Source organism: Treponema sp. JC4 (assembly GCF_000260795.1).
In the GTDB taxonomy this organism is placed as follows: Bacteria; Spirochaetota; Spirochaetia; order Treponematales; family Treponemataceae; genus Treponema_D.
On the sequence record NZ_AJGU01000032.1, the window covers coordinates 1 to 25,508 of the forward strand.

General features: G+C 39.1%; 26 protein-coding genes. 13 read left to right on the forward strand and 13 right to left on the reverse strand.

What is annotated here, in order from left to right; all coding sequences use genetic code 11:
• Both MSI_RS14540 and xerA read right to left on the reverse strand, forming a co-directional pair.
• On the reverse strand, positions 1-805 hold an 805-nt coding region (locus MSI_RS14540; RefSeq protein ID WP_202799338.1), incomplete at its 3' end, for a restriction endonuclease subunit S.
• Between the two features lie 178 nt (positions 806-983).
• Positions 984-1,979: a site-specific tyrosine recombinase/integron integrase gene (xerA, locus tag MSI_RS10585; protein WP_039924712.1), complete on the reverse strand. Its 996-nt coding sequence runs from the start codon at positions 1,977-1,979 to the stop codon at positions 984-986.
• Between xerA and MSI_RS10590 the strand changes: the two genes are divergently transcribed.
• The 5 genes from MSI_RS10590 (at position 1,978) to MSI_RS10610 (ending at position 8,159) form a co-directional block, all read left to right on the forward strand.
• Entirely contained in the window at positions 1,978-2,697 is a 720-nt protein-coding gene (locus MSI_RS10590; RefSeq protein WP_039924713.1) for a restriction endonuclease subunit S, read from the forward strand. The genes xerA and MSI_RS10590 overlap by 2 nt on opposite strands.
• 74 nt (positions 2,698-2,771) lie before the next feature.
• Entirely contained in the window at positions 2,772-3,689 is a 918-nt protein-coding gene (locus tag MSI_RS10595) for a DUF2971 domain-containing protein (RefSeq protein ID WP_009106771.1), read from the forward strand.
• Positions 3,690-3,776: 87 nt separating this feature from the next.
• Positions 3,777-6,980, forward strand: a complete 3,204-nt coding sequence (locus MSI_RS10600; RefSeq protein WP_009106773.1) for a type I restriction endonuclease subunit R — start codon at positions 3,777-3,779, stop codon at positions 6,978-6,980.
• Between the two features lie 656 nt (positions 6,981-7,636).
• Positions 7,637-7,927 carry a hypothetical protein gene (locus tag MSI_RS10605; protein ID WP_009106777.1) on the forward strand — a complete coding sequence of 97 codons (291 nt, stop codon included), beginning with the start codon at positions 7,637-7,639 and terminating at the stop codon, positions 7,925-7,927.
• The gene (locus MSI_RS10610; protein WP_009106778.1) at positions 7,920-8,159 is read left to right on the forward strand and encodes a hypothetical protein; all 240 of its coding nucleotides are present in this window, start codon (positions 7,920-7,922) and stop codon (positions 8,157-8,159) included. Before MSI_RS10605 ends, MSI_RS10610 begins: the two co-directional genes overlap by 8 nt.
• A gap of 7 nt (positions 8,160-8,166) precedes the next feature.
• Here the strand turns inward: MSI_RS10610 and MSI_RS10615 are convergent, their stop codons facing one another.
• The 4 genes from MSI_RS10615 to MSI_RS10630 all read right to left on the reverse strand — a co-directional run bounded on the left by MSI_RS10615 (position 8,167) and on the right by MSI_RS10630 (position 12,345).
• Positions 8,167-8,841, reverse strand: a complete 675-nt coding sequence (locus MSI_RS10615) for a DUF4405 domain-containing protein (protein ID WP_009106780.1) — start codon at positions 8,839-8,841, stop codon at positions 8,167-8,169.
• A 20-nt stretch (positions 8,842-8,861) separates the two neighbouring features.
• On the reverse strand, positions 8,862-10,274 hold the full coding sequence (locus MSI_RS10620) for a flavodoxin (RefSeq protein WP_009106781.1): 1,413 nt from the start codon (positions 10,272-10,274) through the stop codon (positions 8,862-8,864).
• A gap of 11 nt (positions 10,275-10,285) precedes the next feature.
• The gene (locus tag MSI_RS10625; protein ID WP_009106783.1) at positions 10,286-11,185 is read right to left on the reverse strand and encodes a DUF3737 family protein; all 900 of its coding nucleotides are present in this window, start codon (positions 11,183-11,185) and stop codon (positions 10,286-10,288) included.
• Positions 11,186-11,253: 68 nt separating this feature from the next.
• Positions 11,254-12,345 carry an alpha/beta hydrolase gene (locus tag MSI_RS10630; protein ID WP_009106785.1) on the reverse strand — a complete coding sequence of 364 codons (1,092 nt, stop codon included), beginning with the start codon at positions 12,343-12,345 and terminating at the stop codon, positions 11,254-11,256.
• A 156-nt stretch (positions 12,346-12,501) separates the two neighbouring features.
• On the opposite strand from MSI_RS10630, the gene MSI_RS10635 reads away from it, so the two are divergent.
• Positions 12,502-13,068 (forward strand): TetR/AcrR family transcriptional regulator, encoded by a 567-nt coding sequence (locus tag MSI_RS10635; protein WP_009106787.1) that lies wholly within the window; start codon positions 12,502-12,504, stop codon positions 13,066-13,068.
• Position 13,069: 1 nt separating this feature from the next.
• Here the strand turns inward: MSI_RS10635 and MSI_RS10640 are convergent, their stop codons facing one another.
• The 3 genes from MSI_RS10640 to MSI_RS10650 are packed head-to-tail and all read right to left on the reverse strand — an operon-like array spanning position 13,070 to position 15,166.
• Positions 13,070-13,426: a cyclophilin-like fold protein gene (locus MSI_RS10640; RefSeq protein ID WP_039924718.1), complete on the reverse strand. Its 357-nt coding sequence runs from the start codon at positions 13,424-13,426 to the stop codon at positions 13,070-13,072.
• Between the two features lie 13 nt (positions 13,427-13,439).
• Positions 13,440-14,687, reverse strand: a complete 1,248-nt coding sequence (locus MSI_RS15040; protein WP_009106791.1) for a cupin domain-containing protein — start codon at positions 14,685-14,687, stop codon at positions 13,440-13,442.
• An 8-nt stretch (positions 14,688-14,695) separates the two neighbouring features.
• Entirely contained in the window at positions 14,696-15,166 is a 471-nt protein-coding gene (locus MSI_RS10650; RefSeq protein ID WP_237706507.1) for a cyclophilin-like fold protein, read from the reverse strand.
• Positions 15,167-15,243: 77 nt separating this feature from the next.
• Here MSI_RS10650 and MSI_RS10655 point away from each other — a divergent pair, with 77 nt between their 5' ends.
• Entirely contained in the window at positions 15,244-15,564 is a 321-nt protein-coding gene (locus tag MSI_RS10655) for a hypothetical protein (protein WP_155815583.1), read from the forward strand.
• Positions 15,565-15,763: 199 nt separating this feature from the next.
• Here the strand turns inward: MSI_RS10655 and MSI_RS10660 are convergent, their stop codons facing one another.
• The 4 genes from MSI_RS10660 to MSI_RS10675 form a co-directional block, all read right to left on the reverse strand.
• Positions 15,764-17,509 carry a plasmid recombination protein gene (locus MSI_RS10660; protein ID WP_009106794.1) on the reverse strand — a complete coding sequence of 582 codons (1,746 nt, stop codon included), beginning with the start codon at positions 17,507-17,509 and terminating at the stop codon, positions 15,764-15,766.
• A gap of 87 nt (positions 17,510-17,596) precedes the next feature.
• Entirely contained in the window at positions 17,597-18,436 is an 840-nt protein-coding gene (locus tag MSI_RS10665) for a ParB/RepB/Spo0J family partition protein (RefSeq protein WP_009106797.1), read from the reverse strand.
• Positions 18,437-18,520: 84 nt separating this feature from the next.
• Positions 18,521-18,718 (reverse strand): hypothetical protein, encoded by a 198-nt coding sequence (locus MSI_RS10670; RefSeq protein WP_039924715.1) that lies wholly within the window; start codon positions 18,716-18,718, stop codon positions 18,521-18,523.
• A gap of 46 nt (positions 18,719-18,764) precedes the next feature.
• A complete protein-coding gene (locus MSI_RS10675; RefSeq protein WP_009106799.1) occupies positions 18,765-20,150 on the reverse strand; it encodes a tyrosine-type recombinase/integrase in 1,386 nt (461 codons plus the stop codon).
• A 430-nt stretch (positions 20,151-20,580) separates the two neighbouring features.
• Between MSI_RS10675 and MSI_RS10680 the strand changes: the two genes are divergently transcribed.
• The 6 genes from MSI_RS10680 to MSI_RS10705 are packed head-to-tail and all read left to right on the forward strand — an operon-like array spanning position 20,581 to position 25,506.
• The gene (locus tag MSI_RS10680) at positions 20,581-20,790 is read left to right on the forward strand and encodes a helix-turn-helix transcriptional regulator (protein WP_009106801.1); all 210 of its coding nucleotides are present in this window, start codon (positions 20,581-20,583) and stop codon (positions 20,788-20,790) included.
• A gap of 58 nt (positions 20,791-20,848) precedes the next feature.
• Positions 20,849-22,414, forward strand: a complete 1,566-nt coding sequence (locus MSI_RS10685) for a class I SAM-dependent DNA methyltransferase (protein WP_009106803.1) — start codon at positions 20,849-20,851, stop codon at positions 22,412-22,414.
• Between the two features lie 11 nt (positions 22,415-22,425).
• Positions 22,426-23,301, forward strand: coding sequence for a Bro-N domain-containing protein (locus MSI_RS10690; RefSeq protein WP_009106805.1), 876 nt, complete (start codon positions 22,426-22,428; stop codon positions 23,299-23,301).
• Positions 23,298-24,479 (forward strand): restriction endonuclease subunit S, encoded by a 1,182-nt coding sequence (locus MSI_RS14715; protein WP_009106806.1) that lies wholly within the window; start codon positions 23,298-23,300, stop codon positions 24,477-24,479. Before MSI_RS10690 ends, MSI_RS14715 begins: the two co-directional genes overlap by 4 nt.
• Positions 24,480-24,494: 15 nt before the next feature.
• A complete protein-coding gene (locus MSI_RS10700; RefSeq protein WP_009106808.1) occupies positions 24,495-25,052 on the forward strand; it encodes a hypothetical protein in 558 nt (185 codons plus the stop codon).
• Positions 25,053-25,086: 34 nt separating this feature from the next.
• A complete protein-coding gene (locus MSI_RS10705; protein ID WP_039924716.1) occupies positions 25,087-25,506 on the forward strand; it encodes a DUF3800 domain-containing protein in 420 nt (139 codons plus the stop codon).
• Positions 25,507-25,508: the final 2 nt, after the last annotated feature.

Genomic DNA, 25,508 nt, shown 5'->3' on the forward strand with positions numbered 1-25,508 from the left:
GATTGAGCATAGTATTTTTTGTTCTCAAGATGAAAACGTGTTCATTGACTGCACATTTTTCATGTGGGAATCCATTTAATGCCATTGAGGACTTACCTGTATATGCGCCATCTTTATATAACAACACATCTTTAGAAAACACGATACCTCTTTTCATTTTTGCAAAATAATCAATACTTATATATTTTTCGCTTGAATAATCATATTTTCCAAGCGCTTCAATTTTTTCTGCACCAATACTTGGAATACCAGATGTTTCAGCACCACCTTTTGGGCGAGATCCTGTTTCGATAGTAGAAATTAGTTTTTCTAATGTATTAATATTGGCATCTTTACATAGTTCATCATAAATCGCCTGGGCTTGCTGCTCTAAATTATCGTTTATGCGATTATTAAACTCAATTTTATCATCAAGTGAAGATAATAAAGCCGCAATTTTCTTTTGAGTTTCTAAAGGTGGCAAATTAATAGAAAGATTTGCCACAACATCAGTTTGAACACGCTGCCTTCCAGAAGAGCCAACCATAGATTTAATCGCAGGATTACGAATTTTATCACTTGTCACCAAATAATAGATAAAAAATGGATCGGTAATGTTTTCTTTTGCACGAAAAACAATATATTCAGTTGAGCCAAATCCGATTTCATTTTTATCAAGGATATTCACCATTACTGTCTTGCCATTTTCCAAACAAGGTGTAATACGAGCCATGATTGTATCGCCATTTTTGAATTTTGAACCGCCAGAATATGGTTCTAATGAAAAAGATGGAATTGCTCTGCAATATGGTTGTAAAACTTCCATTCCTATTTTCTTTGCGATGGTTCCTTTTTTATGATTCTGTAGGATTAATTTCTACAATATCTCCAAGCCTATATTCAGTCCAATCGTCCATCTTGTAATTCCTCGAACAGTTTTTCGCTTATTCAATATAACATACTTATAAGAAAAAGACGACCTAATGCTCTGTTAGAGCATTTAGTTATCCAATAAACTTTTTATGTGCAAGTTTTACATTTGATTGTTTTACCATTGCATATTGAAGCGTTGTATCTATTCTCTGATGCCCCAAAAGACGTTGGAGTTGTTCTATTGGCATTCCTTTATCAATTGCCATTGTAGCAAGCGTTCTTCTAAATTTATGCGGGTGTACTTTGTAAATATTAAGATTCTGCCCAAGTTTTCTTAATCGAGATTCTATACCTCCGATTGTAATTCGTTCATAAGATTTACGAAGTGAAACAAAAAGGGCTTCATTTTCATCTGTCCTCGATGTCAAATATTGCTGCAAATGAAGTTTTGTACGCGCATCAAAATATACAATTCGTTCCTTGTTGCCTTTTCCTAAGACTTTGCATTCTCTTTCTGCAAAATTAATATCAGCTTTATTCAAAAGAACCATTTCACCGATACGCATTCCTGTAGAAGCAAGCATATCTATCATTGCCAAGTCACGGATTGTTGGACTGTTATCGCGTAAAGTTTCAAGTTCTTCATCGGTATAAGTTTCTTTTATAACTTTATCAGTTTTAACTTTATGTATTCGCCTGATAGGACTTTTGAAGATATACCCCTCATCTTCAAGCCAGGAAAAGAAACTAGACAGGATTCGACGAATATTGTCTATTGTTACGCGGCTGGAATTGTGCTTTTCTTGATATTCAGTCAAATATAGTCGTAAATCATCTGTTGTAAGTTGCTTCAGATCCTTATTGATTTGAGAAAGAGTTACACTAATTGTATTCTCGTAATAAGCAAGAGTCTTTTCGGAGCATCCTTCAATACGTTTTGCTGAAATAAAAGATGCTGTAAGAGTTTTATTTTCATTCTCCTCAATTATTTCAGAAGGCTTATTCGTAGCTGTAATCTCAATTTCTGTAAGCTTTGTTTCTAATACCTGCTGCAAATGTTCTAACTGTGAATTATCCAAATATGGCAACATCGACTGGATAATGTCTGCAATAAATTGTTTTTCCATGGTTATCCTCCATGTAATTTTCGGAATAAGATGTATTGGAAAGATAAACGATAATTTAGAGCAGCAAGCACAGACAGTTTTTAAGGAAATATTTGCACATAAAATTAAAAATGTTTCTGAAATAGACGGAAAGCCTTTAGGTACTTTAATCGACATAGTTGATAATCGAGGAAAAACTCCTCCATCATCGAATGAAAAGAATGAATTTCCTATTCTTGATGTAGGAGCATTAAACAGTGTTGGAAGAATTATTGATTATAAAAACTGTACTAAGTATGTAGATGAACAGACTTATTCAACATTTTTCCGTGATGGTCATCCACATGAGAATGATATTTTACTTTCTACCGTTGGAAGCCTTGCTCAAATGAAATTTTTTAAGGGAGATAAAGGCTGTATTGCACAAAATGTAGTTGCTTTTAGAACCTTGAGTATTTCGCCTTTTTATTTGTATGAATATCTGAAATTTATAAAAAACGATCTATTAGCTTATGATATAGGTTCTGTTCAACCCAGCATAAAAGTTACACATATAATTAAGCATTTAATTTACATACCCAAACACGAGGATTTATCTAAATTTGATTCTTGTGCAAAAACAATAACAGAACAGATTTATAATCATGTTTGCGAAAATGAACGATTAATTGCTCTTCGCGATTCATTACTGCCAAAACTTATGTCTGGCGAGCTTGATGTAGATTCAGTTCAAATCTAAGCCGCTAAATTATCGTTTATCTTACCAAAATTATGCTATAATAATTTTGGTATTCATATTAGGAAAAAAAATACATGTTGCTTTATAAATATAAGGGTTTAATATTAAAACGAGAGAATGAAGACATAGAATTAGAACAAGAGAATAAGAACTTAGAATTTAAAAAAAAGAATTTTTTTACTCTTGATCCATTAGAAAAAAAATATCTTTATTTTTCACGTCCCTCAGAATTAAATGATCCTTTTGATTGTAATATCCAAATAAGCTTCGATGCTACAGATAAAGAATATTTACAATGGATAAAAACAAATAGAAAAAAGATAATTCCTGGTTATAAATTATCAACTGTAGCAGGAATAAAAAAAGCCATAAAAGAATCAGACTTTATAGAAAGATTCTCTAAAACATCAAAAGAACTCATTGAAAATAATCATGTACTTAGTTTGACCACTGATTGTATGAATGAATCCATGTGGGCTTTGTATGCGAACAACTACAATGGAATATGCATCGGATATAATTTTAATGACTCAAATTTTTCTTTTGTCCCATGTAAAATTGAATTTTCAGGGAAAAAAACTTATGAATATTTTTCAGAGAATTTGAAACCTATCATATTTGAAGAAATTTTTTATGATAATAAAGGAGAAAATCCATTATACATTTTTAAAACAGATACTAATCAGAAAAGTAATATTTTGTATAATTTAACTCATAAGAAAGAATGTTGGGCTAATGAAAACGAATACCGAGCTATTATTCATGATACAGATTTTTTCAATATGCCAAATGATTGCTGCACTACAAAAGTATTTTACGAGGATTCTTTTTTATCTGAAATAATCTTTGGTTACAAAACTCCATCAGAACTAATTAATTATATAATTGAACTTGTTCAAAAAGATTATACAAATCAAATAAAATTTTATAAAATATTTCCAAATTTGACAGATTTTAAACTTGAAAAGCAATTATTAGAAATACAGTCTTAAATTCATATTTCATAGCAATCCATATCTTTTTTGTTAATCCCGTGGTAAAATTATTTATTAAGGTACCTTACATAAGGAAGAATAAAGATGTCGGATTACAACGAAGAAGCTTACGAGAATGCGTTAGTTGAACTTTTCCAAAATATGGGATGGGAACATGTATATGGTCCTGATATTGACCGCGACTGGCATTCTCCGCTTTATGATTCTGTTCTTGAAGATTCAATCCGTCGTCTTAATCCAAAAACAGCGCCTGTTGCAATTGATGAAGCACTCCTTAAACTTCGGAATTTTGAAAACGCTGAACTAAAAAAGAAAAATGCCGTTTTTATGGAATACCTGCAGAACGGTATTGAAGTAAGTTATCATCTTAATGGCGAAACAAAATCTGATATCATTTATATTGCAGACTTTAATAATCCTTCAAACAATTCTTTTATCGTTGCAAATCAATGGACATTCATAGAAAACTCAAACAAGAGACCGGATATACTTCTTTTCTTGAACGGACTTCCAGTTTGTCTTTTTGAATTGAAATCTCCAAGCCGCGAACAAACCGACGCAAGTGAAGCTTATACACAAATCAGAAATTACATGCAGGAAATTCCAAGCATGTTTATTTACAACTGTATTTGTGTAATGAGCGACCAGCTTACGAGTAAGGCTGGAACCATTACAAGTGGTGAAGATCGCTTTATGGAATGGAAAACAAAAGATGGTAATATAGAATCCAACTCCTTTGCTGATTTTACAACTTTTTTTGAAGGTATCTTCCAGAAAGACCGTCTGCTCGACATCATCAAAAACTTTATATGTTTTAATAATGATGGTATCAATTCATACAAAATTCTTGCGGGCTATCATCAGTATTTTGCAGTTCGTAAAGCTGTTGAACGCACAAAAGTTGCAGTAAGTGGTGATGGTAAAATTGGTGTATTCTGGCATACGCAGGGATCTGGTAAATCTCTTTCTATGGTTTTCTATGCTCACCTTTTGCAGCAGGCAATTGATTCGCCGACAATCGTTGTAATTACAGACCGCAATGATTTGGATAATCAGCTTTATGGTCAGTTCTGTAATTGTAAAGATTTCTTACGTCAGGAACCTGTCCAGGCAGAAAGCCGAGAACATTTGAAACAACTTCTCGAAGGACGAAAAGCTAATGGTATCATCTTCACAACTATGCAGAAGTTTGAAGAAAGTGATGAACCGCTTAGTGATAGAAAAAATATAATTGTAATGGCTGATGAAGCACACCGAGGCCAATACGGACTTACAGAAAAAATCAAAACTAGCCGCGATGAACAGGGAAATCTAATTGCTCATAGAACAATCGGAACCGCCCGAATAATCCGCGACAGTCTTCCTAACGCAAGTTATATCGGATTTACTGGAACTCCTATCTCGCGCGAAGACCGAAGCACAATAGAAGTATTTGGTGACTATATTGATGTTTATGATATGACTCAGGCTGTTGAAGATGGAGCAACCCGCCCTGTTTATTACGAAAGCCGAGTTATTAAACTCAAACTTGATGATAAAGTTCTTGCTCAGATTGATGCAGAATACAGTACGCTTGCTCAGAATGCTGATGAAGAAGTTATTGAAAAAAGTAAGCACGAACTTGGCAAGATGGAAGAAATTCTTGGCCACGAAAAAACAATCAACTCTCTTGTTGATGATATTCTTAATCACTACGAAAACGAACGCCAGTATCTTTATACCGGAAAGGCAATGATTGTTGCTTATAATCGCTCAATTGCAATGAAGATTTTTAATCGCATTTTGGAATTGCGACCTAATTGGGCAGGAACAACTTCACAACTTACTGTTGGTTCAAAGCAGATTACTGTACCTGGAGATGATGCACGCATTGCTGTTGTAATGACGGAAAGTAATAAGGATCCAGAAGAATGGCGAGCTATCATTGGAAACAAAACTCACAAACAGGAGCTTGCAACCCGATTTAAAGACAATAATAGCCCTCTCAAAATTGCAATTGTCGTAGATATGTGGCTTACAGGATTTGATGTTCCTTCTCTTGCAACAATGTATGTTTACAAGCCAATGGAAAGTTACAATCTTATGCAGGCTATTGCCCGCGTAAACCGTGTCTTCAAAGATAAGGAAGGTGGACTTGTAGTAGATTACGTTGGAATTGCAAGTGCGCTTAAACAGGCAATGAACGATTACACCGTCCGCGACCGACAGAACTACGGCGAAATGGATGTTGCAAAGCGAGCCTTCCCTAAGTTCCAGGAAAAGCTTGAAATCTGCCGAAATCTTTTCTTTGGTTATGATTACACACCTTTCTATGAGGGTTCAGATTTACAGCGCGGAATGACAATTAGTGGAGCTGTAAACTTTATTGTTGCTCCTAATAAAGAGAATGAGAAACAGGCATTCATAAAAGAAGCTCTGATGCTCAAACAATCACTTTCATTATGTTCTTCTATGGTAAAGAAACACATGAGACTTGAAGCTGCTTTCTTTGAATCTGTTCGTGTTCTTCTAATGCGTATCTTGTATAATCCATCTGGAAAGAAATTCTCACTCAAAGAAATCAATGACCGTATAAATGAACTTCTAAAACAGTCAGTAAAATCTGATGGTGTTATCAATCTCTTCTCTGATGTTGGCGAAAAAGTAAATCTATTTGATCCAACCTTCCTTGAAAATATTTCAAAGATGAAAGAGAAGAACCTTGCAGTTGAAATGCTCAAGAAATTGATTGATGAACAGGTAAGAGTTTATAAACGAACAAACCTTGTAAAATCAGAAGCCTTCAGCGAACTAATTCAGCAGACATTAAACCGATACCTGAACGGAATGCTTACAAATGAAGAAGTTATCCAGGAACTTTTGAAACTTGCAAAAGAAATGCTCCATGCAAGTGAAGAAGGAAACAAGCTCGGTTTAACAGATGAAGAACTTGCCTTCTATGATGCACTTACAAAACCTGAAGCTGTAAAAGATTTCTATTCAAATGAAGATCTCGTAGCACTTACAAAGGAACTTACTGAAACACTCCGTAAGAACAAAACCATCGACTGGCAGAAGAAAGAATCAGCCAGAGCCAAGATGCGAATGATTGTTAAGAAGCTTCTGAAGAAATACAAATATCCGCCAGAGGGACAGGAAGATGCTTTGAAAACCGTAATCAGTCAGTGCGAACTCTGGACCGATAATGTTGCTGATTATGATGAAACAGAAAATACAACTTCATATTCAATGAATGATAACTATGGAGCATTAAAAGTTGCGGAGAATAGGCCTAAATATGAGGAATAACTTCAATTTTACTTAAATTGTTAGCAAATTTGAGCAGCGGCCGTCGGGTATTTTCGTCAAAAACCCGACGGCCAATTTCGGTTAAAACTAACAATCGTTAGTATTACGCTTTTAACAAGAATTTATGTCAAAAATCACAAATTTGGACGGAAAGATACTACAGTTCCGACCTCTGCTATTTAAGTAAATTTTCTAAGGAAATTGTAAAATTTTCTGAAAAAATCTGAAACGATTTGAATTGCATATATAGAAGAAACATGCTAAAATTCCAATAAATAAGACAATCTAAAGTAATTTGAAGCGGAAAAGGAGTCCCCAAAGCCCCCTCATAACCCGGAGGCCGCAGGTTCGAGTCCTGCCCCCGCTATAACAGACCACTCAGAAATGAGTGGTTTTTTGTTTTAAACTGAAGCTTACTGAACCTCGATGGACAAATAAGGTCAAAAATAGTGGTATTCTGCCCTAAGACACCTACAATATAACACTAGATTTTAAAAATAGCAAATCAATTAAATCCACCTGAATTCACTGAAATCCAACTTTTACTTAAACTCCTTACTTTAAGTTCGTAGGCCGTAGGTTTTTGGCCTGCGGTACTTATGTTGCGATTTTCGTTTTTTATATACACTTCACATAAAAATCATAATATTTAAAATATGGGTGTAAAAGATATTGCAGAAAAGAATCTTGAAGCATTCAACGACGTTTTTGCAGACATTGTAAATGTGCTTTTGTTTAAGGGGAAGCCGCTTGTTCAAGAAAATGAGCTTGAAGCTGATACAAAGGACACAATGTTTAAAGCTGACGGTGAGCTTCATGAACAGGAAAGAGATGTTTCAAAAATCTGGAAGAACGGAGAAATCCGTATTTCAATTCTAGGTTTTGAAAATCAAACAAGACAAGATTCTGATATGCCGTTACGTGTTATTTCTGAAAGATGTGGATGAAATCACGCACAAGGAAAATCAGCTTTACGGAGACATGGATTTTGCAGAAACAGGAGATGAGGATCCTGTAACAAGTGAAGACATAAAGGCTGCGGCTGAAGAAATCAATAAGAAACTTGCAGAGATAAATGACCTGGATGACGAAAAGTCAAAAGACGTAAAAAAAACTGAAAAAAGCAAAACGCCGTGCAGTTTTGCCGAAATTCCGCTTAGGCAACCATCACGCAAATAAAATCTGCTCAAGGCTTGATTTCAATCTTTTTCCAACGAAGTACTTTCGCAAGAAAATGAGAGATTACCGCAAACAGCACAAGGATTGAAACATAATCCAATACAAACAACAAATATCCGCGCTCCAAGTCCAGAAAGAAAAACTGTTGCTGTAAAAACATATATTTCCATAATCCGCGAATTCTAAACGCATACATACCGTAAAGACTGATGAGAATGCAGATTACACGCGGAATTATTCTGACTGTGCGGTTGCTGAGCTTGCCGAAGCATTTGTTTGCAAGCATCGCCCCATGAAGCCCCAAATGAAACGCCATAAAAATATAATACCAGTGAGAAGCGAGCAGATGAGTGGTTCGAGCAAAACCTAGAGTCTCGCCAACCCAATCAGCAGGAATGAACCACGCCATCAAAAGCCCACTTGTCATCAGAAAGATTGCACATAAGCAGATTCCAAGATTCACGACAAGCTGCATGATTCTGTAAAGCTGGTATCTTCCTTTGAATAACGAGGCGTACCAGCGATGATTCAAAACAGTATGGAAAATCCACAACGCGAGCAGAACCATTCCCAAAATCTGATGGATGCGGTCATCGGGGAAAAGAATTGTTCCGCCCATCAGAATTATGGAAAGAATTGTCATCAGAATGTCGAGCGGCATACGCAGTTTGTTTGTGTTCATGTTCACCTCTCTTAATACTTCTATTTTACCCCGTTCTTTTCAAGCCACTTTGCAACATCTTTACTGAGCGTCGAACCGCCCGAATAATGTACGGAAAGTCCTGTACTGATTTTTGCATTCGGGGCGAGTTTTGCGATTGCGGTAAGGCTCTGACCGAACCTGCCGCCGCCGTGTGAACAGAACGGAAGAATCTTTTTGCCCGAAAAATCGTAGCTTTCAAGAAGCGTTGCTATCGGCATCGGGATTGAAGCCCACCAGTTGGGGTAGCCCAAAATGATTGTGTCGTACTCAGCCCATTTTTTCTGGTCGATTTTGGTTTTGAGCGCGGGGCGGGCTTGTTTGTGCTGGTCGCGTTGTGCTTCGTTCAAGACGGTGTTGTAGTCTTTGGAATACGGTTTCACAAGCTCCAGTTCGATTGAGTCAAAGCCTGTCTGCCGTGCGATTTCTTTTGCAACGCCGCGAGTGTTTCCGCTCCACGAGTAGTAGATGATGAGGGCTTTTTTGACTGCGGTGTTTGTGGTTGATTTGATTTCCGTCGTCGTTACCGTGCCTTTTACTGAATCATCGGCATTGCAGACAAGGCGAAGCCCCACATTGTAAAGAGGCGTGTTCTGTTCTGCTGCCGCCCTGTATGCCGAGCGGAGATTTTTTCCGAAGTCGTTCCAGCCGCCGCCACGGTTCACGCGCCTAGTTCCGCTTGCCGCTCCTATAGGATTGGTTACCGCATTGTTATCTGATGCTACCACATATTCATCGTAAAAATCAAAACACCATTCGCCCACATTTCCGTAGATGTCGTAAAGTCCGTTCGGGCTGGGCTTGAAGCTTCCCACAGGCAGGGTCTTACCGCGGTAAACGCCCGGTCGCGTTTCAAGAACTTCATCGTTAAAATAATTCTGCTCAATCTGATACGGATAATGACCGTAAAAGTTTGCATCGTCTGCGCCGGGTACTTTGCGGCTGTAAAAAGGCGTGGTCGTTCCCGCCCTCGCCGCGGATTCCCATTCAGCCTCGGTCGGAAGCCTGTAGCCGTTTGCCTCGCGGTTCCAGCTGACGGTTTTGCCGCCACCGCCAATCGTGTAGGCAGGTGTGCGACCGTCACGGCAGCTCAAAGCGTTGCAGAATTCTACCGCTTCAAGCCATGTAACGCTTTCAACTGGAAGATTTTCTCCGATAAAGAAACTAGGATTTTTGCCAGTTACCTCTCGGTAGAGTTTTTGCGTAACCTCGTATTTGCTCATATAAAACGGAGCGACTGTTACGCGGTGCTGAATTTCATCATTGCTCCGCCAGTCCTCGTTTTCAGGGCTTCCCATCGTGAATGAGCCGCCCTTTATCAGAACAAAATCCGATGACGGTGCGGCATAGTCTTTTGCGTTTGCCATACTCAAAATCCCTAAGGTCAAAAAGATGTACGAAATCAGTTTTTTCATTCTTTCAACTCCTATTCTTTATATTCATGCACATCACATCTGCCTTTACAATTCCCACATTCCTCGCAGTCTCGGATTACAATTTGTATCTTAGACGGATCTTCGACAGATTCTTCTATTATAATTTCCCCGATGCAGTCTGCTTCGATTCTTCCTGCAAGCGGATTTTTAATGCTTTCGATTTTGCTATTGATGTTTGCCCGAACGGTGCTTCGCTCAAAGGCAAGGTCACAGTTTTCCATCGTGCAGTTTTCAAGCACTAGATTCTTGCAGTAGCAGAATGGCTGTGTTCCGATTATGCGGCAGTTAATGAGCGTAAGGTTTTCTGAGTACCAGCCCAAATATTCGCTTTTGATTACGCAGTCACAAACGGTCACATTTTTTGAATGCCAGAATGCATCCTTTGTGTTCAGGTCTGAATCAGCAATCTCAATATCTGTGCAATACTGAAAAGAATATTTTCCCATCATTTTAAGGTTGGTGATTTTTGCTCCGTTCACCTCAAAGAACGGATACTCAGACTGTTCGATATTTGCATTTTCAACTGAAACATTACGGCACTTCCAGATAAATTCCTGTGACTTTACAGTTGAATCTTTCAGAAAAATATCATCACATTCACGGAGAGCCTTAATGCCGTCCATCTTGCAGTTTTCTATCCAGACCTTTTTTCCGTACCACAGAGCCGCACGTGAATTTTCAGTAAGCTTGCAGCCGGAAATCTTTGCATTGGTGATATGCCAGAGAGGATATCTTAAGTCAAAAAGAGTATCGTAAACTTCAATGTTAGAAGATTCTTTTAATGCAGATTCTCCATCCTCAGGGCCTGCAAAACGGCAGTTTTTTACAACCGAGTTTTTAAGACCGTACAAAGCTCTTTCTTCATCAAAGGTTCTGTTTAAGATATCCATAACGCATCCTCCATTTCTTGATATTTAAAAAGATAGCGCCCCCGCGAATGCGGGGGTCCGCCCGTAATTTATTTCAAATTCTTTCCAAAGAACTCTTCCAGCTTGTTCCATGGGATAAAGTTTCCGTCTCCGCCGTCGTAGAGGTCGCAGTGGCTGGCTCCCGGAACGATTACAAGCTCTTTGTTTGAGGCGTATTTGCCTGAGATGAGCTTTTTGTATGCTCCTTCGCCCATGTAGCGGCTGTGCGCGTTTTCACCGTGAACAATCATCACAGGGCTTCTGATTTCGTCTGCGAATGCGAGCAGTTTTGTGTTCATGAGTGAAGCGTTTGCCTGCAATGCCCAGCCTGTGTTTGAGTTGAGCGAGCGTGGGTGGTAGCCGCGTTCTGTTTTGTAGTAGGCGACATAATCTTTAAGGAACTGCGGTGTATCTTCTGGTACGGCAGGTGGAAGTCCGCCCGGCATTGCGTATGAGGCTGCCTTGTAGTCGGCTGTACGCTGTGCGTTGAGGGCTACACGGTTCTTGTAGCGAGCTTCTTCATCATTTAAATCGAAGTAGCCGTAAACTGTGTTCTGGCTCATGTCGTACATTGTGATTGCGGCAGTCGCCTTGATTCTTGTGTCGATTCCGGCTGTGTTTACTGCAAATCCGCCCCATCCGCAGATTCCGATTCTTTCAGGGGCAACATTCTCCTGAACTGAAAGGAAGTCCACAGCCGCCTGAAAGTCCTCGGTGTTGATGTCAGGGCTGTTCATGTAGCGTGGAAGACCTGCGGATTCACCGCAGAAAGAAGGGTCAAACGCGATTGTAACATAGCCTTTTTCTGCCATTGTCTGTGCGTAAAGACCTGAGCACTGTTCCTTAACTGCTCCGAACGGGCCGCAAACTGCGATTGCAGGAAGTTTCCCGTCTTCGCCTTTAAGCGAAGATGACTTTGGTGTGTACATGTCCGCCGCAAGCGTGATTCCAAAGTGATTTACGAAAGTCACCTTCTTATGGCTCACCTTGTCGCTCTGTGGGAAAGTTTTGTCCCACTTTGATTCGAGCTTGAGTTTTTCAGCCTTGATGACATTCTTTGTTTCTCTTGCTTCTGCATTTACCATAAATACCCCCATTACGAGCGCAATGCCCATAAGTTTTTTAAGATTTGAAAGCTTCATAGCGTTTCCTCCGTCATTTGATGATTAAAAGATAACAAGAGAGGCAGGGCAAAAGCAATTTCCAGTGTGTGTGCGGTGTGGCTTATGCCACAGAATTTGAAAACTGGATAGCAAATTTCCTCTTTTTATGTAAAAATATCCATGTGAGGTGTAAAAATGCCGTTTGAAGGAAAACAGGATTTAAGGGTTCAGAAAACACGCGGAATTATCAAGCAGACTTTTAAAGAAATGATTATGGAAATGAAGGCTTCGGATATAAAAATCAAGGAGCTTACCGAGCGCGCGATGATTCACAGGAAGACCTTTTATCTTCATTACACCTGCGTGGAAGCTCTTTTTGAGGATGTGATGCAGGAGCTTTCGGAAAAATATTACGAGGCAATCGACAAGGTTAGCAAGGACGCACCTTTTAGCGAAGTGAATCAGGTTTTCTTTGAATTTATGTCGGGTCTTGACCCTTACATGGAAAAAATTGTCTGTGATGAAAGCTACAGAATGTTCTCCGACCGTTTTTTTGATGCAATGCTTTCCCACAACAGAAGCCGCCACAATCCATACTCAGCGTTCTCAAAAGAAGAGCAGAACATCATCAACACTTTCTTAGGCCTGAGTTCCGTAAATATTTACAGGCGATGGGTTGCCGACGGCAAAAAAATCCCAGTCTCCCGCCTGATAGAACTTTCAAGCTCGCTGTTTTTGAACGGAATTTCCAGCGTGGTGTAGTTTATTTTTCAGCTTCCACAGTGAACGTTACCTGTTCTGGAAACTCCTTTACAAGTGGCAGATCTTCTTCGAGAATGTGACCTACAATCATCACAGTTCCAAAGGACTTAGACTGCTCCTCGCCGCCGTACAGAATGGCAAACCAGCCGTTGCACAGGCAGATGTCGCCGTTTTTCCAGCCTGTCTGACATTCTACGGGGTCAAAGATTCCGCGCGGAATAGGGCAGCAAAAGTCTATTCCGCTGTCGCTCCCCGAACATTCAAATGGGAGCCGCTTTTCTAGATCTTTTGCCGCCATTGTTCCGTTCAAAACCGCGCGGATGGTTGTTTTTCCGTCTGTGATTCGTATTGTTTTCATAAGCAAATACATTTTAAAGTGCGTTGTACACTTCGTCCGTTACGCTTTCAAGCCATTCGTTGGAGCAGTTTTCGCCCGGGATTTCGAGCGAGATGTGGCTGAACCAGCTGTCTTTTTTTGCGCCGTGCCAGTGCTTTGTGTTTGCTTTAATCACTATTACAGACCCCGGAACAAGCGAAACAGGCTCTTTTCCTTCTTCTTGATACCAGCCTTCGCCCGCAGTGCAGATTAAAATCTGCCCACCGCCTTTTGTTGACTTGTGGATATGCCAGTTGTTGCGGCAGCCTGGCTCAAATGTTACGTTGAAAAGCGGGAACTCGCCGTGCTGAAAATCTGTGAGAGGATTCAAAAAACTTTCGCCAATAAAATACTTTGCGAACATTGCATTTGGAACGCCTTTTCCGAAAACGTTTGCCGCGCTGAATTCTTCTTCCGTCATCTTGTATAGAACTTTTACCGAATCAGGAAGATTTACTCCTGTCTGCGCAATTACCGCATTCAAAACGGATTCTGCATTTTTTGCGGTTTTAAGGGAGATGGTTTGGGAAAGAAGCGGAATCCAGCAGGAGCGAAGGTCATGGGCACTGGTTCCTGTGTGGAGCGTTCCGGCGATGTGAGCGCCAAGCTGAGGATTTACGTTTCCAATGGCGGCAAGCATACTGGCTGTTGCAAGCTCGCGGTCGTTTATTGAAAGCACTCCGCGAAGGGTTATATCGCTGAAAAGGTGCTCTTTTAAGAAAATATCTGAAGTCTCTTCGTAGCTGCTTGAAGCGGGACGGCTCTGTTTTGCGTTCATTCCGAAAATCTTGTTGATTACTTCGCGTCCCAAATCGTAACGGTCATTAGTCGGAACTTCGGCTGGCGTTTCGCCTTTTTCGTAAGCGGTTTTTCCCTCGTCAAGTTTTTTTACAACAGAAGCAAGCGTGTTCTGAGCGTTAAGGCTTTTGGGGAATCCTGCATAAGCATAAAGCTGAAGACAGATTTCGCCGATTTCGTTCTGGCTCAAAGTTTTTGAAACCAAAGCCTCTTCCATTTCCAAAGAAAGCTTTTCAAGATTGCCGGCTGCGCCAAGTCCTGCGATTTTTGTGATTGCACTTTCGCGCACATCGAATTTTGTGTTTGTGTTTTCCATTGTATGTTCCCCCTTAGATATGTTATTGTTTGTATCTGATTTTTTGCCGCTTGCGCTGCAGGAAGCAAAAATAATTCCGATTGTTAAAAAGCTGACAAAAGTAGCGCAGATGCGTTTCGTTCTTTTCATGATTCCTCCTATTCTCCAATTGCGAGTATGGTTGTAACGCTTCCACTTCCCAGAATCTTTTTGAGTTCCGATTTTGAAACTCCTTCGATTTTTCCAAGCGGTGTGAAGTTCCAGCTGTTTGTGTCGTAGTAGATTACGAATGCACGTCCCTGGTACAGAATGAGGTCGCCTGCATCTGTGTCGGTCGGCGTGTCGTTTCGGGGAAGGCTTTTGGGAAGATTTCCAACTTTTTCCATTCCACCATAGTCTCTCATATTGATTGTGATGCTTCCGTTTTGCAAAAGCTCGTAAAGCGCACGGCTGGAGGAATTATCGTTGAGCACAGCATTCATCGTCGTGCCGTTTATCGTGATTGTGATTTTCATCTTTTTTTCTCCTGTAATAGAATTTGAATTTGAGTTTTTGCTTTCTACCCCGCTTGCACAGGCTGACAAAGCAAAAAACATCATAAGAAAAATTAGTGAAATTAGTTTTTTCATGTTTACCCCTTATAAAATCCAAGTCGCTTTAAACTTCGTTACGAATAGCAGTCATGCAGGAGGCACACAGCCCCCTTGTGATTTTTAGATTACAGCACGAAAGGGCAGAAAACAATTTCCAGTGTGAGTTTGATGTGGTTTATGCCACAGAATTTGAAAACTGGATAGCAGAGATTATTATTTGGGCGTATCCCTTCAAAAAAGACAGAGTCTTGTTTGTGGGCGGTTTCGAAAGGGCAACATTGCCCTTCGCGGGTATCCAAAGGGCAGAGCCTTTTGGTGGCTATGGAGTGGAGAAAAAAAGCGGTGAAAACTTCCTTTTGGGGAAGGTTTCATTTGCCCGCGCTTTTCGGAACGGAAGAGACAAGGGGTCGAGGGGATATGCCCTCGCACAATAGAAGTTTGTAGCGGATTTTTTGTCAAAAACGCGGGCAAACTTCTATTGTGTTAGAACTTGGCTACAAGTTCTGGGGGAGTGCCGAAGGCTTTTTTTTCATGCCTTTACGGCTCATTTTCTGTAAGGGAAACGGTGCGCTAACTAAAAAAAACGCAATCAAGCAGTATTGCAAGATTGCGCATTTGTTGAGATTTGAGGGATTACCGCTCAATGTCGTAATTACGCGAGCGGATTTTTTTTCTGCGTTCCTGAACTTTAGGAATTGCTTCCTTAATTTCACGAACTTCCTGAATCTGGCTGAGGGTGTTTCCTCTCATCCGTTTTTCTACATACTCGCCTAAGTCGGTACAGTAGCTATTGCGCATATCTTCCGCAACAATCATCAATTCGTCTGGAGTTTTGTTCCAGAAGTGTTTTGCAAAATACTGCGCCTTCTGAAGCCATCCGCAGAACTTGTGTTCAAGGCCGTTAAACCATTCGCAAAGGCCTTTACCGTCTCTCTTGCTTGCCATAAGCCTTGCATCGTCAAAGTTTATGTCGTCTGCAAAAGTGAAGTATGGGGTAGCCGCATTGTTGTTGACTTTCTCGGCCCTTTCTGAGAGTTCCTTAGTTTCCCTCAGCATCTGGTCTAAGGCTCTGTCCTTTTCTTCTACATCCTTCTTTTTCTTTTTCAGTTTCTGTACGAACTTGTGAAGGGATTCGGAAGCGTGTTTTCTAGCGTTTGCTAAGAAAGTCTCTTTTTTTGTGACTTTTTCTTCGCGTTCTTTTAACTCGTCTTCCTTGTCGCTCAGTTTGTATTCCTTGCGCTTAAAGTCGTATTCCTTCTGTTCGACATAAGCGTTATGTTCTTCCTTTGCTTGTTCAAGTTCCTTTGCCGTCTGCGCGTTCTGCTCAGCTTGTTCCTGATTCTCCTTCTCCCATTCAGCATTATCAGCGGATTCTTTTTGAACTTCCTTCAGGTCGTTTGTAAGTCTTTCTGCAAGCGCGTGAACATCATGGTTAAGGTTCGGATTTTTTGAAAGAATGTAGTCTTCCGTTGTAAGATGATCGCGCTTTTCATTCTTCTCTGTTATTTCAAAGCCATGTGAGCGTGCTATCTTTTTAAGCCGATTCCTCTGTGTATCAGTCCATTGCTGAAGGTTTGTTACTACACGCGGTTTTGTGATTTTTTCGCCTTCTTCTGTTTGTTCTGACTGTTCAGACTTTTCTTCAAGCTTTTCAAAACATTTAAGGCGCTCACTTAGCGGAACTTCTTCAAGCGTTGCGTTTTGCTTCCTTCTGCGCGGTTTCTTTCTCAGCCCGTACACTTTTTCTGCGACTTCTGGATCTACTTCAATGTTTAAGATGCCTTGTTCCATTAAAGCACCGTTCATTGAATTCTGAATCTTCTGCCCGCGGTCACATTTGTACGCAACGGAAATATAATCAAGATGCATGTGGGGCGCACCTTTAATAACTCCGTCTTTCCCGTCACTGCGCATTTCATCCGCGTGGTAATAAGCACCGATTACTACCATGTTCGGATTCTTCTTCTGGAACTCTTCCAGAAATTCCTTGTAAATCTGCTTTCCAACTTCAAGGTCTGGAAATCCGTCTTCACAATTTCCGATTGTAATTAAGGCTTCGCGAACGGGTACAAGAACTGCGGATTTCTTTACTTTCTCCCAATAAGTATTGAACTGCCGTTCCTTCTTTCTCTGCTTGGAGTTGTATTCCCTGAAAGCTTCGCCAAAAATCTGCTCGTAGGCTTGTTTTGGTGGAATATCAATCCATGTTTCGTGAAGTCCGCCTTTTACGATGTGTTCTTGTTTGTCACAATATTTTGGGTCTCTGATATTGTGTTCTCGGCAAGCCTGATAAAGCTTCTTGCGTTTTCTTCCGCTTAAATCAATTCCGTCTTTTTCCATTCCGCCATTATGGAAAGATGCCGTATAGCTTTCGCTCAATGTTGTACTCCTCGGGCAGGCACTTTCTTTTCTGGCAGCCAGAACAAAGGCTCTGGGAGTAGCCTTTGTTTCCGTTCTTACCTTGTGTTATGCACTCAGAGATTTTTCAAGGTCTTCAAGGCTGATTCCCTTTCTGATTTCACTGATTGCATAGCGTACACCTTTTTCAAAGGCTTCATCGGTTTTTGATTTGGATGCGTTCTTTGCACTTTGTTTTTCGGTCTTCGCTTTTGCTTTCGGTTTTTCAGTTTTAGCGTCAGTCTTAGCATCTGCCTTTGTTTCAGTTTCTGTGGATGCAGAAACATCGCTCTCTTTCTCAGCACTTTCTTCCTTTCTTTTCTCTCGAATCTGATTGAAGACCTGATTCATACTCAGCTCGTCTTTCTTGATGGCTTCTAACTGCTCAGGGGTAGCTTCCTTCAAAACTACTCTTGTTTTTTCAACAGTCTTGGTAGATACACCAATCTGCTTTGCAATTATTTCGGATGCCTTTCCTTTTTCGCCTGATGTGTGGCCTTTGCCCTTTTCAAAATTGAAGCTGGCAACTGCATCCAAAAGAGCCTGACCGCTTAAGTTTCTGCGGTTTATCTGCTCTTTGATTGCAAAAGTCTTGGCTTCTTCAAGGTTTGCAAAGTTGTGAATGATACAGGGAATTGTCTTGTTTCCTAAACTTTCCCATGCGGTTTTTCGGGTGTGGCCGTCAATCAGGATGTATTCTTTTCCGCGTTTCCAGATGTGAATTTCATGTCCTGACTTGAAGCCTTCTTCCTTCATGGACTGCTTCATCTTTTCAAGCACATCTTCTTCCATGACCAAAAGTTTCTGGAACTCAGGAATAAGAACAATGTCCTTTATTTTGAGAGTTTTCTTCTCTGAGATTTTCTGAGTGGTATCTTTTACCATGCTGATAATGTCGTTAAGTTTCATATGTTTATCCTCTTACTGTTGGTTTTAGTAGTTTCACCGACAGTCCGGAAATTAAGTCAGACTGCCGGTGCCGATTCAAATTGTTTAAGCTGATTTCTGTAAGCGTTCAACGAATGCCAGAACATCAGATTTCTTGTACTTTCTTCTACGACCGTCTTTGATGGCTTTTTCTTTCAGCCAGTCATAGCGTTCGCAGGAATGAAAGGAAGAAGGTGCGCATCGTAAATATTCGATGACTTCCTTCTGGAGCCAGAGTTCGTCTGGTGATGTTACGTTTTTCAAGTGCTGCTCCTCCAAAAGATTAAGATTCTTCTCTCTCCGATTATTTTTAAGCTCCAACCTTTTCCGGCAAAAGCTTTTGGGCATGTTCCAGTTCGTCCGGGTCAACATCTTTTATGACGTAAACCGCATCCGAACTAAGATTCTTGAGAATTGGTGCAAACAGATGCTCCGTACTTTCTGCAATCTTATTCAGTGCAATTTCTTTCTGAATGTGATTAGCATAATTGTTGAACACGCTTTCTGTTTTATGGCCTGAACCAATCATACAGATTCTCTGGTCTCCGATATCAGAAAGTGTATTTGTACACCATTCATGACGGAAACTGTGGAATGTGATTTCTTTCGGATTCGGATATCCGATTGATTCAAGGGCCCTTCTGAGATATCTGTTGAATCTTTTAGGTGACAAAGGCTTGTCGGGACTTTGAGGGCTGAAGAAGATAAACGATTCAGGTCCTGTTCCCCACGGATTAAAGGATGCCTGATTTAAAATCATATTCCTCAATTCTGGGGGAATCATGAATTCCCTTTCTTCTCCGTTCTTTGGAGTTTTTAGTCCATCATACCGGCTGTATGAATGTCGGATATAGATTCTGTCCTCACCAATATCACGAATCTGAAGTGCAAGAATTTCACCCTGCCTCATTCCTGTAAAACAGGCAATAACACATGCAAGTTTTACTCGGTCGTTATCCCATTCTGCATTGAAAAGCTTTATTGTCTGTTCAAGTGAAAGGATAACTTTTTTCTTTGGGGTGCTTTTAGGAAGAATAATTCCTGAATAACAGTTGTTTTCTGTCAGTCCGTTCAGGTGTGCCCATTTCAAAGGAATTGTTGCAGCCTGAAGGACGGCTTTTACTGTTTTCGGAGAGATTTTCTTAGTGGACTCCGCCATGAAAATCTTCTTTACGTCATCTCTGGTAATTTCTCCCAGAAGTTTTCCTTCCAGAAGAGGTGTCCAGTAATGCTTAACGATGTTTCTCATATTCAGGATGTGGCGGTTTGTTTCAGAATGTCCTTTCAATTCCATTTCACGAAGATAAGCTGATTTATCCCGCGTCCAGAAATCAATAAGGTATTCCATTGCATCACAGTCACCTTTTGCATTTGTCCGTACAGCAGTTTGGATGATTTTACGGGATTTCATTACCTCGATAAGATCATTAATTTCCTGCTCAGACAGATTGTTCGTCCTGAGATAATTGAGAACAGAAATAAATGTGAAGGATTGCTTGCCGATGGCTCTTCCAGTTCTGGATGTTCGCTCTGGTACACAACCATTAACGACCCATTCCATTACCGTTCGTTCGGCATCCGTTTTGTTTTCTTTTCCCGTACTTTTGTTTCGGGAAATTGTGCCGTCAGGGAGACGGACTTGAGCATACCAGAATGGTGAATGCTTTGTTTTGAATAAAAGGTAAGGTTTATTCAATGTATCTTCCTTGTCTTGGGCAGGCAAGAAGATATTTACACTTTATCATTCTGGTTTATGAATGTAAAGCATATTCTGACAAATACGTGAATTTTTAACACTTACCGTTTACTTAAAATTCGATTTTTCAGGTTTTAGTCCTTAAAAATATCAAAAACAAGTAAATCTAATTCTTTGTACCATATAGAATTAAACCATCCGTATTCTAAATGACACAAAGGGGGCCATCATGGTTCGAGTCCTGCCCCCGCTAAAAATGAAACGCTTGCAAGAGATTGCGAGCGTTTTTTTTATTTTAAATCAAACATATTCTACAGCCAAGAAATCTAAAAAATCAATAATATAGAGATTATTAAAATACAAATAAATATTCTGAGATCGTGATATTTTTTTAATCTATTATCTAATATCTATGGTATAATGCCTGTATATGCAGGTAGATTACAGAAAACTTTGGATACGCCTAATTGAAAAAGGTATTAAGAATAAAACAGATTTAATCCCTCTAGCAGGTATTTCTACAAACATTTTAGCAAAACTCAATAAAGGTGAATTTGTTTCGATGGAAAGTCTTCAAAAAATTTGCATAGCTTTAGAATGCGACATTGGTGATATTTGCATTTTGAATAAAAATAACTAAGTGTCATTATTTGTCACTACTTTGATTTATAATGATTATGATGGAGTAATATAGAAAAATGGCAAAAGCAAAGAAACAAGTTAGCTTTGAAGACGCTCTCTGGGGCGCATGTGATAAACTTCGTGGAACAGTAGAACCTGCAGAATATAAACATGTTGTATTAAGTCTTATCTTCTTAAAATTCGTAAATGATAAATTTAATGCCCGTCGTGCAGATCTTAAAGCTGAAGGCAAAGAAAAATATATTGATGTTCAGTCTTTCTATACGATGAAAAATGTTTTCTTCGTGCCAGAAGAAAGCCGCTGGTCATATATTATTCAAAATGCAAAACAGAATGATATTGCACTCAAAATAGATACAGCTCTCAACACAATTGAAAAACAGAATCCATCACTCAAGGGTGCTTTGCCAGACAACTATTATTCACGTCTTGGAATTGATGTTTCAAAGCTTGCAGCGCTCTTGGATGAAATAAACAACATTCAGACAAATGCAGATAAAGAAAACGACATAATGGGCCGCGTGTATGAATACTTCCTTACAAAGTTTGCGCTTCAGGAAGGCAAGGGAAAGGGGGAATTCTACACGCCAAAATCTGTTGTTAATCTGATTGCGGAAATGATTGAGCCGTACAAAGGAAAAATCTATGACCCTTGCTGCGGTTCCGGCGGTATGTTTGTTCAGTCCCTCAAGTTTATAGAAAATCATGCCGGAAACTCAAAAGACATTTCTGTATATGGTCAGGAAGGCACAACCACAACATACAAATTGGCAAAGATGAATCTTGCAATTCGTGGTATTCCATGCGATCTAAGTGAAAAGGCTGCTAATACATTTACAAACGATCTTCATAAAGATTTACGCGCAGATTACATAATGGCAAATCCACCATTTAATCAGAAAGACTGGCGTGCAGAAAATGAACTCGTGGATGATTTCCGCTGGAACGGCTATACAGTTCCGCCAACAAGTAACGCAAATTACGGCTGGATTTTGCACATGGTTAGTAAGCTTAGTCAGAACGGAACTGCAGGTTTTCTTCTTGCAAATGGAGCCTTGAGTGGCGAAGGTCAAGAATTAGAAATTCGTAAGCAACTTATAGAAAATAATCTTATTGAAGCAATCGTAATTCTTCCAAGAAATCTTTTTTATACAACAGATATTTCTGTAACACTTTGGATTTTGAACAAAAACAAAAAGAGCCGCACGGTTGAACAGAATGGAAAAATCAAAAACTACCGCAACCGCGAAGATGAAGTTCTCTTTATGGACCTTCGCCAGATGGGAAGTCCTTTTGAAAAGAAATACATTGAGCTTACCCAGGAAGACCGCGACAAAGTAACTTCAACCTTCCACGCATGGCAGCAGGCCGGAGCAAACGAAACGTATAAAGATCTTCCTGAATTCTGCTATAGTGCAAACAAAAAAGAGATCGTAGAAAAAGGCTATAACCTTGTTCCAAGCCGCTACATAGAATTTGTAAACCGAGACGAAACACAGGATTTTGATTCAAGTATGAAAGTTCTTCAAAGCGAACTCACAGATTTACTCAAACAGGAAGAAGAAAGCAAAAAAGAGTTGCTTGCCGTGTTCAAAGATATGGGATATGAGATTAAGCTGTAGGAGTGCGGGACATGGCAGAAAAAACACAGATAAAACTTTTTGAAGATAAAAAAGTCCGTACTCTTTGGGATAAAGAAAGTGAAGAGTGGTATTTTTCAATTGTGGATGTTGTTGCTGTTTTAGCTGACAGTAAAGATTTTTTGACAGCGAGAAAATACTGGAACAAATTAAAGCAACGGCTTTCTCAAGAAGGAAGTGAGTTGGTGACAAATTGTCACCAACTGAAATTACCAGCTTCTGATGGAAAATCATATAAGACAGACTGCCTTGATACGGAAGGCATTTTTCGTCTGATTCAGTCAATTCCGTCTCCAAAGGCAGAACCTTTCAAACTCTGGATGGCTCAGGTTGCAAAAGAACGTTTGGACGAGATGCAGGATCCTGAGCAGGGAATCCAGCGGGCTTTGCTGGAATATCGCGCATTGGGATATTCAGAAAACTGGATCAACCAGCGGCTCAAATCTATAGAAATCCGCAAAGACCTGACCGACGAATGGAAAAAACACGGTTTAAAAGAAGGCGTGCAGTTTGCCACACTAACCGACATAATTTATAAAACTTGGGCGGGAAAAACTGCAAAAGAATACAAGGAATTCAAGGGACTTAAAAAAGAGAATCTCCGAGACAACATGACAAACAAAGAACTCGTCCTGAATATGCTCGCAGAACTTTCTACAAAGGAAATTTCAGAAAGCACAAATCCCGAAAGTTTTTCTGACCATATTCAAAATGCCGTTGACGGTGCGACAATCGCCAAAAATGCCAGAATAGAGCTTGAGCAGAAAACCGGAAAAGCTGTTGTTACTCCGTTGAACGCAAGAGAAGGAATAGGTCAAGTTAGCGACAAAAAAGCATCAGTTTTTCTTGAAGATGAGGAAGAAAAATGAAAGCGGAGTATAGAAAGTTAGGAGAATATATACAGCCAGTTGATGTTCGCAATAGTGATTTGAAAGTAAATCATTTACTTGGTGTTAGCGTTGAAAAAAGATTTATTGAATCTATCGCGAATACAATTGGAACGGATTTCTCAAAATATAAAATAGTTAGGAAAGGACAATTTACCTATATTCCTGATACTTCAAGGCGTGGTGATAAAATAGGTATTGCACTTCTCTCTGATTATGAAGAAGGATTAGTTTCAAATATTTACACTGTTTTTGAAATTACAGATACATCTAAACTCTTGCCAGAATATTTGATGCTTTGGTTTTCAAGACCAGAGTTCGATAGATATGCTCGTTTCAAATCGCATGGAAGCGTTCGTGAAATTTTTGATTGGGATGAAATGTGTCGTGTAGAACTTCCTGTTCCTGATATAAAAGAACAGCAGAAAATCGTAAACACATACAATGCTATCACAAAACGCATCCAGATTAAGCAGAAAATAAATGAAAATCTGGAAAAGACAGCAATAACTATTTTGAATGAAAAAATAGGACAATGCGTTTTTACAAATTCCACAGAGAACGAAATTAAAGAAAGAAGAAAGTCATTACCTCAGAAGTGGGGTATTATAAAGATTTCAGAATTTTGTTCAAAGATGGAATCAGGTTCTACGCCATCTCGTACAGAACCAACGTATTGGGTGAAGGGAACTATTCCTTGGGTAAAATCTGGCGAGGTCCATAATAATATAACATTGGAAACAGAAGAAAATATAACAGAAAAAGGCTTAAAAGAGTCTTCAACAAAACTTCTTCCAAAAGATACAGTTTTAATTGCAATGTATGGAGTTACGGCCGGTGAAGTAGGTTACTTAAATATTGAAGCAACAACAAATCAAGCAATCTGCGCGATGATTTGTAAGAATAAAATAGAAGCAGCCTATTTATATTATGCACTGATACAAAATCAAGAAATGATAAGTCAAATGTCAAATGGTGGAGCACAGAATAATTTGAGTAAAGCATTCATCGAAAATATGTATTTGGTTGTACCTGATGAAGATACATTTAAGAAATTGAGTCTTGATGTTGTAATAATGAATTATATTTTAATTACTAAAGAAATTGCTAAACTACAAGAATTAAAACAGTTAGTGATTTCGCGTATTTCAGAAATGTAAGCCAGGGGGCATTTTATGGATAAACAATCATATTATGAAAATCTAATAAAAGCTGTAATAGATGCGTCTGTAGCTGATACCTGGGATCTGGCTGTTCTTGAATGGGAAATTGTTGATTGTACAGAAGATGATAGTGTAAGTTCTCAATGTGTTTGTAAACATGAAGGTTTAAGATATTTATATAAGATTCGTAATACAAATAATAAAAACATATTGTTTCCTATTGGTTCAACTTGTATTAAAAAATTTGGACGCGATGATTTGGATGAAGAACTTTCGGTTATGGAACAAATGTTCTCTCTTTTACATGCTGTAGAGAGACATGAACGAATAGAATTGTCATCAAAATATTTTTCAAGAAAACTTTTAGAGTATCTGTATGATAAAGATGTTTTTGTCCCAAATAAATTTAATGATTTTGATGGATATAATGATTATGAGTTTTTATTAAAGATTTTTAACAAGGTAAATAAAGCTGATATTTCTGAAGCTCAACATAGAAAAACTACGGCAATAATAATGAAATCAATTTTACCGTATTTACGAAGTAAATTACTAATATTAAGGAAATAATATCAGTTGATCAGATATTTGTGGAGATAAAAAAGTGAAAATATACATAGATGAAGCAGGAAATACGGGCAGTGCTGGAATTATAAAAGATAAAAAAAATGGGATAAATTTTGTTTCTCAGCCTGTTTTTGCTCTTGGGATGTTAATAATACAGGATGATGCCGAAGCGAAAAACATGTTAGAGAAGTTTAATTCTTTTAAAGAAAAGTTTTCTATCATTGGCGAAATAAAAGGTTCTACATTAACAACAAGAGAGCGGAATGAAGAAATGGAATACCTTTTTAATCATTTCTTTGATTCTTTACATTTCAAGATTAATATCTATGATAAAAGATTCTATATTTCTACATTGTTACTTCGAACTTTTACCGATAATCAATTATTTTATGAAAATACAGTTTTCTTTTATGTACAAGCTTCTATTTTAGCAAGACAAAATAATACTTTTTTTTGAAC

What these genes read in the sequence shown, in the direction of transcription:
- MSI_RS10590 (WP_039924713.1), top strand. Translation starts at nt 1,978, where the DNA reads ATGGTTATCCTCCATGTAATTTTCGGAATAAGATGTATTGGAAAGATA.
- xerA (WP_039924712.1), bottom strand. Translation starts at nt 1,979, where the DNA reads ATGGAAAAACAATTTATTGCAGACATTATCCAGTCGATGTTGCCATAT.
- MSI_RS10595 (WP_009106771.1), top strand. Translation starts at nt 2,772, where the DNA reads ATGTTGCTTTATAAATATAAGGGTTTAATATTAAAACGAGAGAATGAA.
- MSI_RS10600 (WP_009106773.1), top strand. Translation starts at nt 3,777, where the DNA reads ATGTCGGATTACAACGAAGAAGCTTACGAGAATGCGTTAGTTGAACTT.
- MSI_RS10605 (WP_009106777.1), top strand. Translation starts at nt 7,637, where the DNA reads ATGGGTGTAAAAGATATTGCAGAAAAGAATCTTGAAGCATTCAACGAC.
- MSI_RS10615 (WP_009106780.1), bottom strand. Translation starts at nt 8,841, where the DNA reads ATGAACACAAACAAACTGCGTATGCCGCTCGACATTCTGATGACAATT.
- MSI_RS10620 (WP_009106781.1), bottom strand. Translation starts at nt 10,274, where the DNA reads ATGAAAAAACTGATTTCGTACATCTTTTTGACCTTAGGGATTTTGAGT.
- MSI_RS10625 (WP_009106783.1), bottom strand. Translation starts at nt 11,185, where the DNA reads ATGGATATCTTAAACAGAACCTTTGATGAAGAAAGAGCTTTGTACGGT.
- MSI_RS10630 (WP_009106785.1), bottom strand. Translation starts at nt 12,345, where the DNA reads ATGAAGCTTTCAAATCTTAAAAAACTTATGGGCATTGCGCTCGTAATG.
- MSI_RS10635 (WP_009106787.1), top strand. Translation starts at nt 12,502, where the DNA reads ATGCCGTTTGAAGGAAAACAGGATTTAAGGGTTCAGAAAACACGCGGA.
- MSI_RS10640 (WP_039924718.1), bottom strand. Translation starts at nt 13,426, where the DNA reads ATGAAAACAATACGAATCACAGACGGAAAAACAACCATCCGCGCGGTT.
- MSI_RS15040 (WP_009106791.1), bottom strand. Translation starts at nt 14,687, where the DNA reads ATGAAAAGAACGAAACGCATCTGCGCTACTTTTGTCAGCTTTTTAACA.
- MSI_RS10650 (WP_237706507.1), bottom strand. Translation starts at nt 15,166, where the DNA reads ATGAAAAAACTAATTTCACTAATTTTTCTTATGATGTTTTTTGCTTTG.
- MSI_RS10665 (WP_009106797.1), bottom strand. Translation starts at nt 18,436, where the DNA reads ATGAAACTTAACGACATTATCAGCATGGTAAAAGATACCACTCAGAAA.
- MSI_RS10680 (WP_009106801.1), top strand. Translation starts at nt 20,581, where the DNA reads ATGCAGGTAGATTACAGAAAACTTTGGATACGCCTAATTGAAAAAGGT.
- MSI_RS10685 (WP_009106803.1), top strand. Translation starts at nt 20,849, where the DNA reads ATGGCAAAAGCAAAGAAACAAGTTAGCTTTGAAGACGCTCTCTGGGGC.
- MSI_RS10690 (WP_009106805.1), top strand. Translation starts at nt 22,426, where the DNA reads ATGGCAGAAAAAACACAGATAAAACTTTTTGAAGATAAAAAAGTCCGT.
- MSI_RS14715 (WP_009106806.1), top strand. Translation starts at nt 23,298, where the DNA reads ATGAAAGCGGAGTATAGAAAGTTAGGAGAATATATACAGCCAGTTGAT.
- MSI_RS10700 (WP_009106808.1), top strand. Translation starts at nt 24,495, where the DNA reads ATGGATAAACAATCATATTATGAAAATCTAATAAAAGCTGTAATAGAT.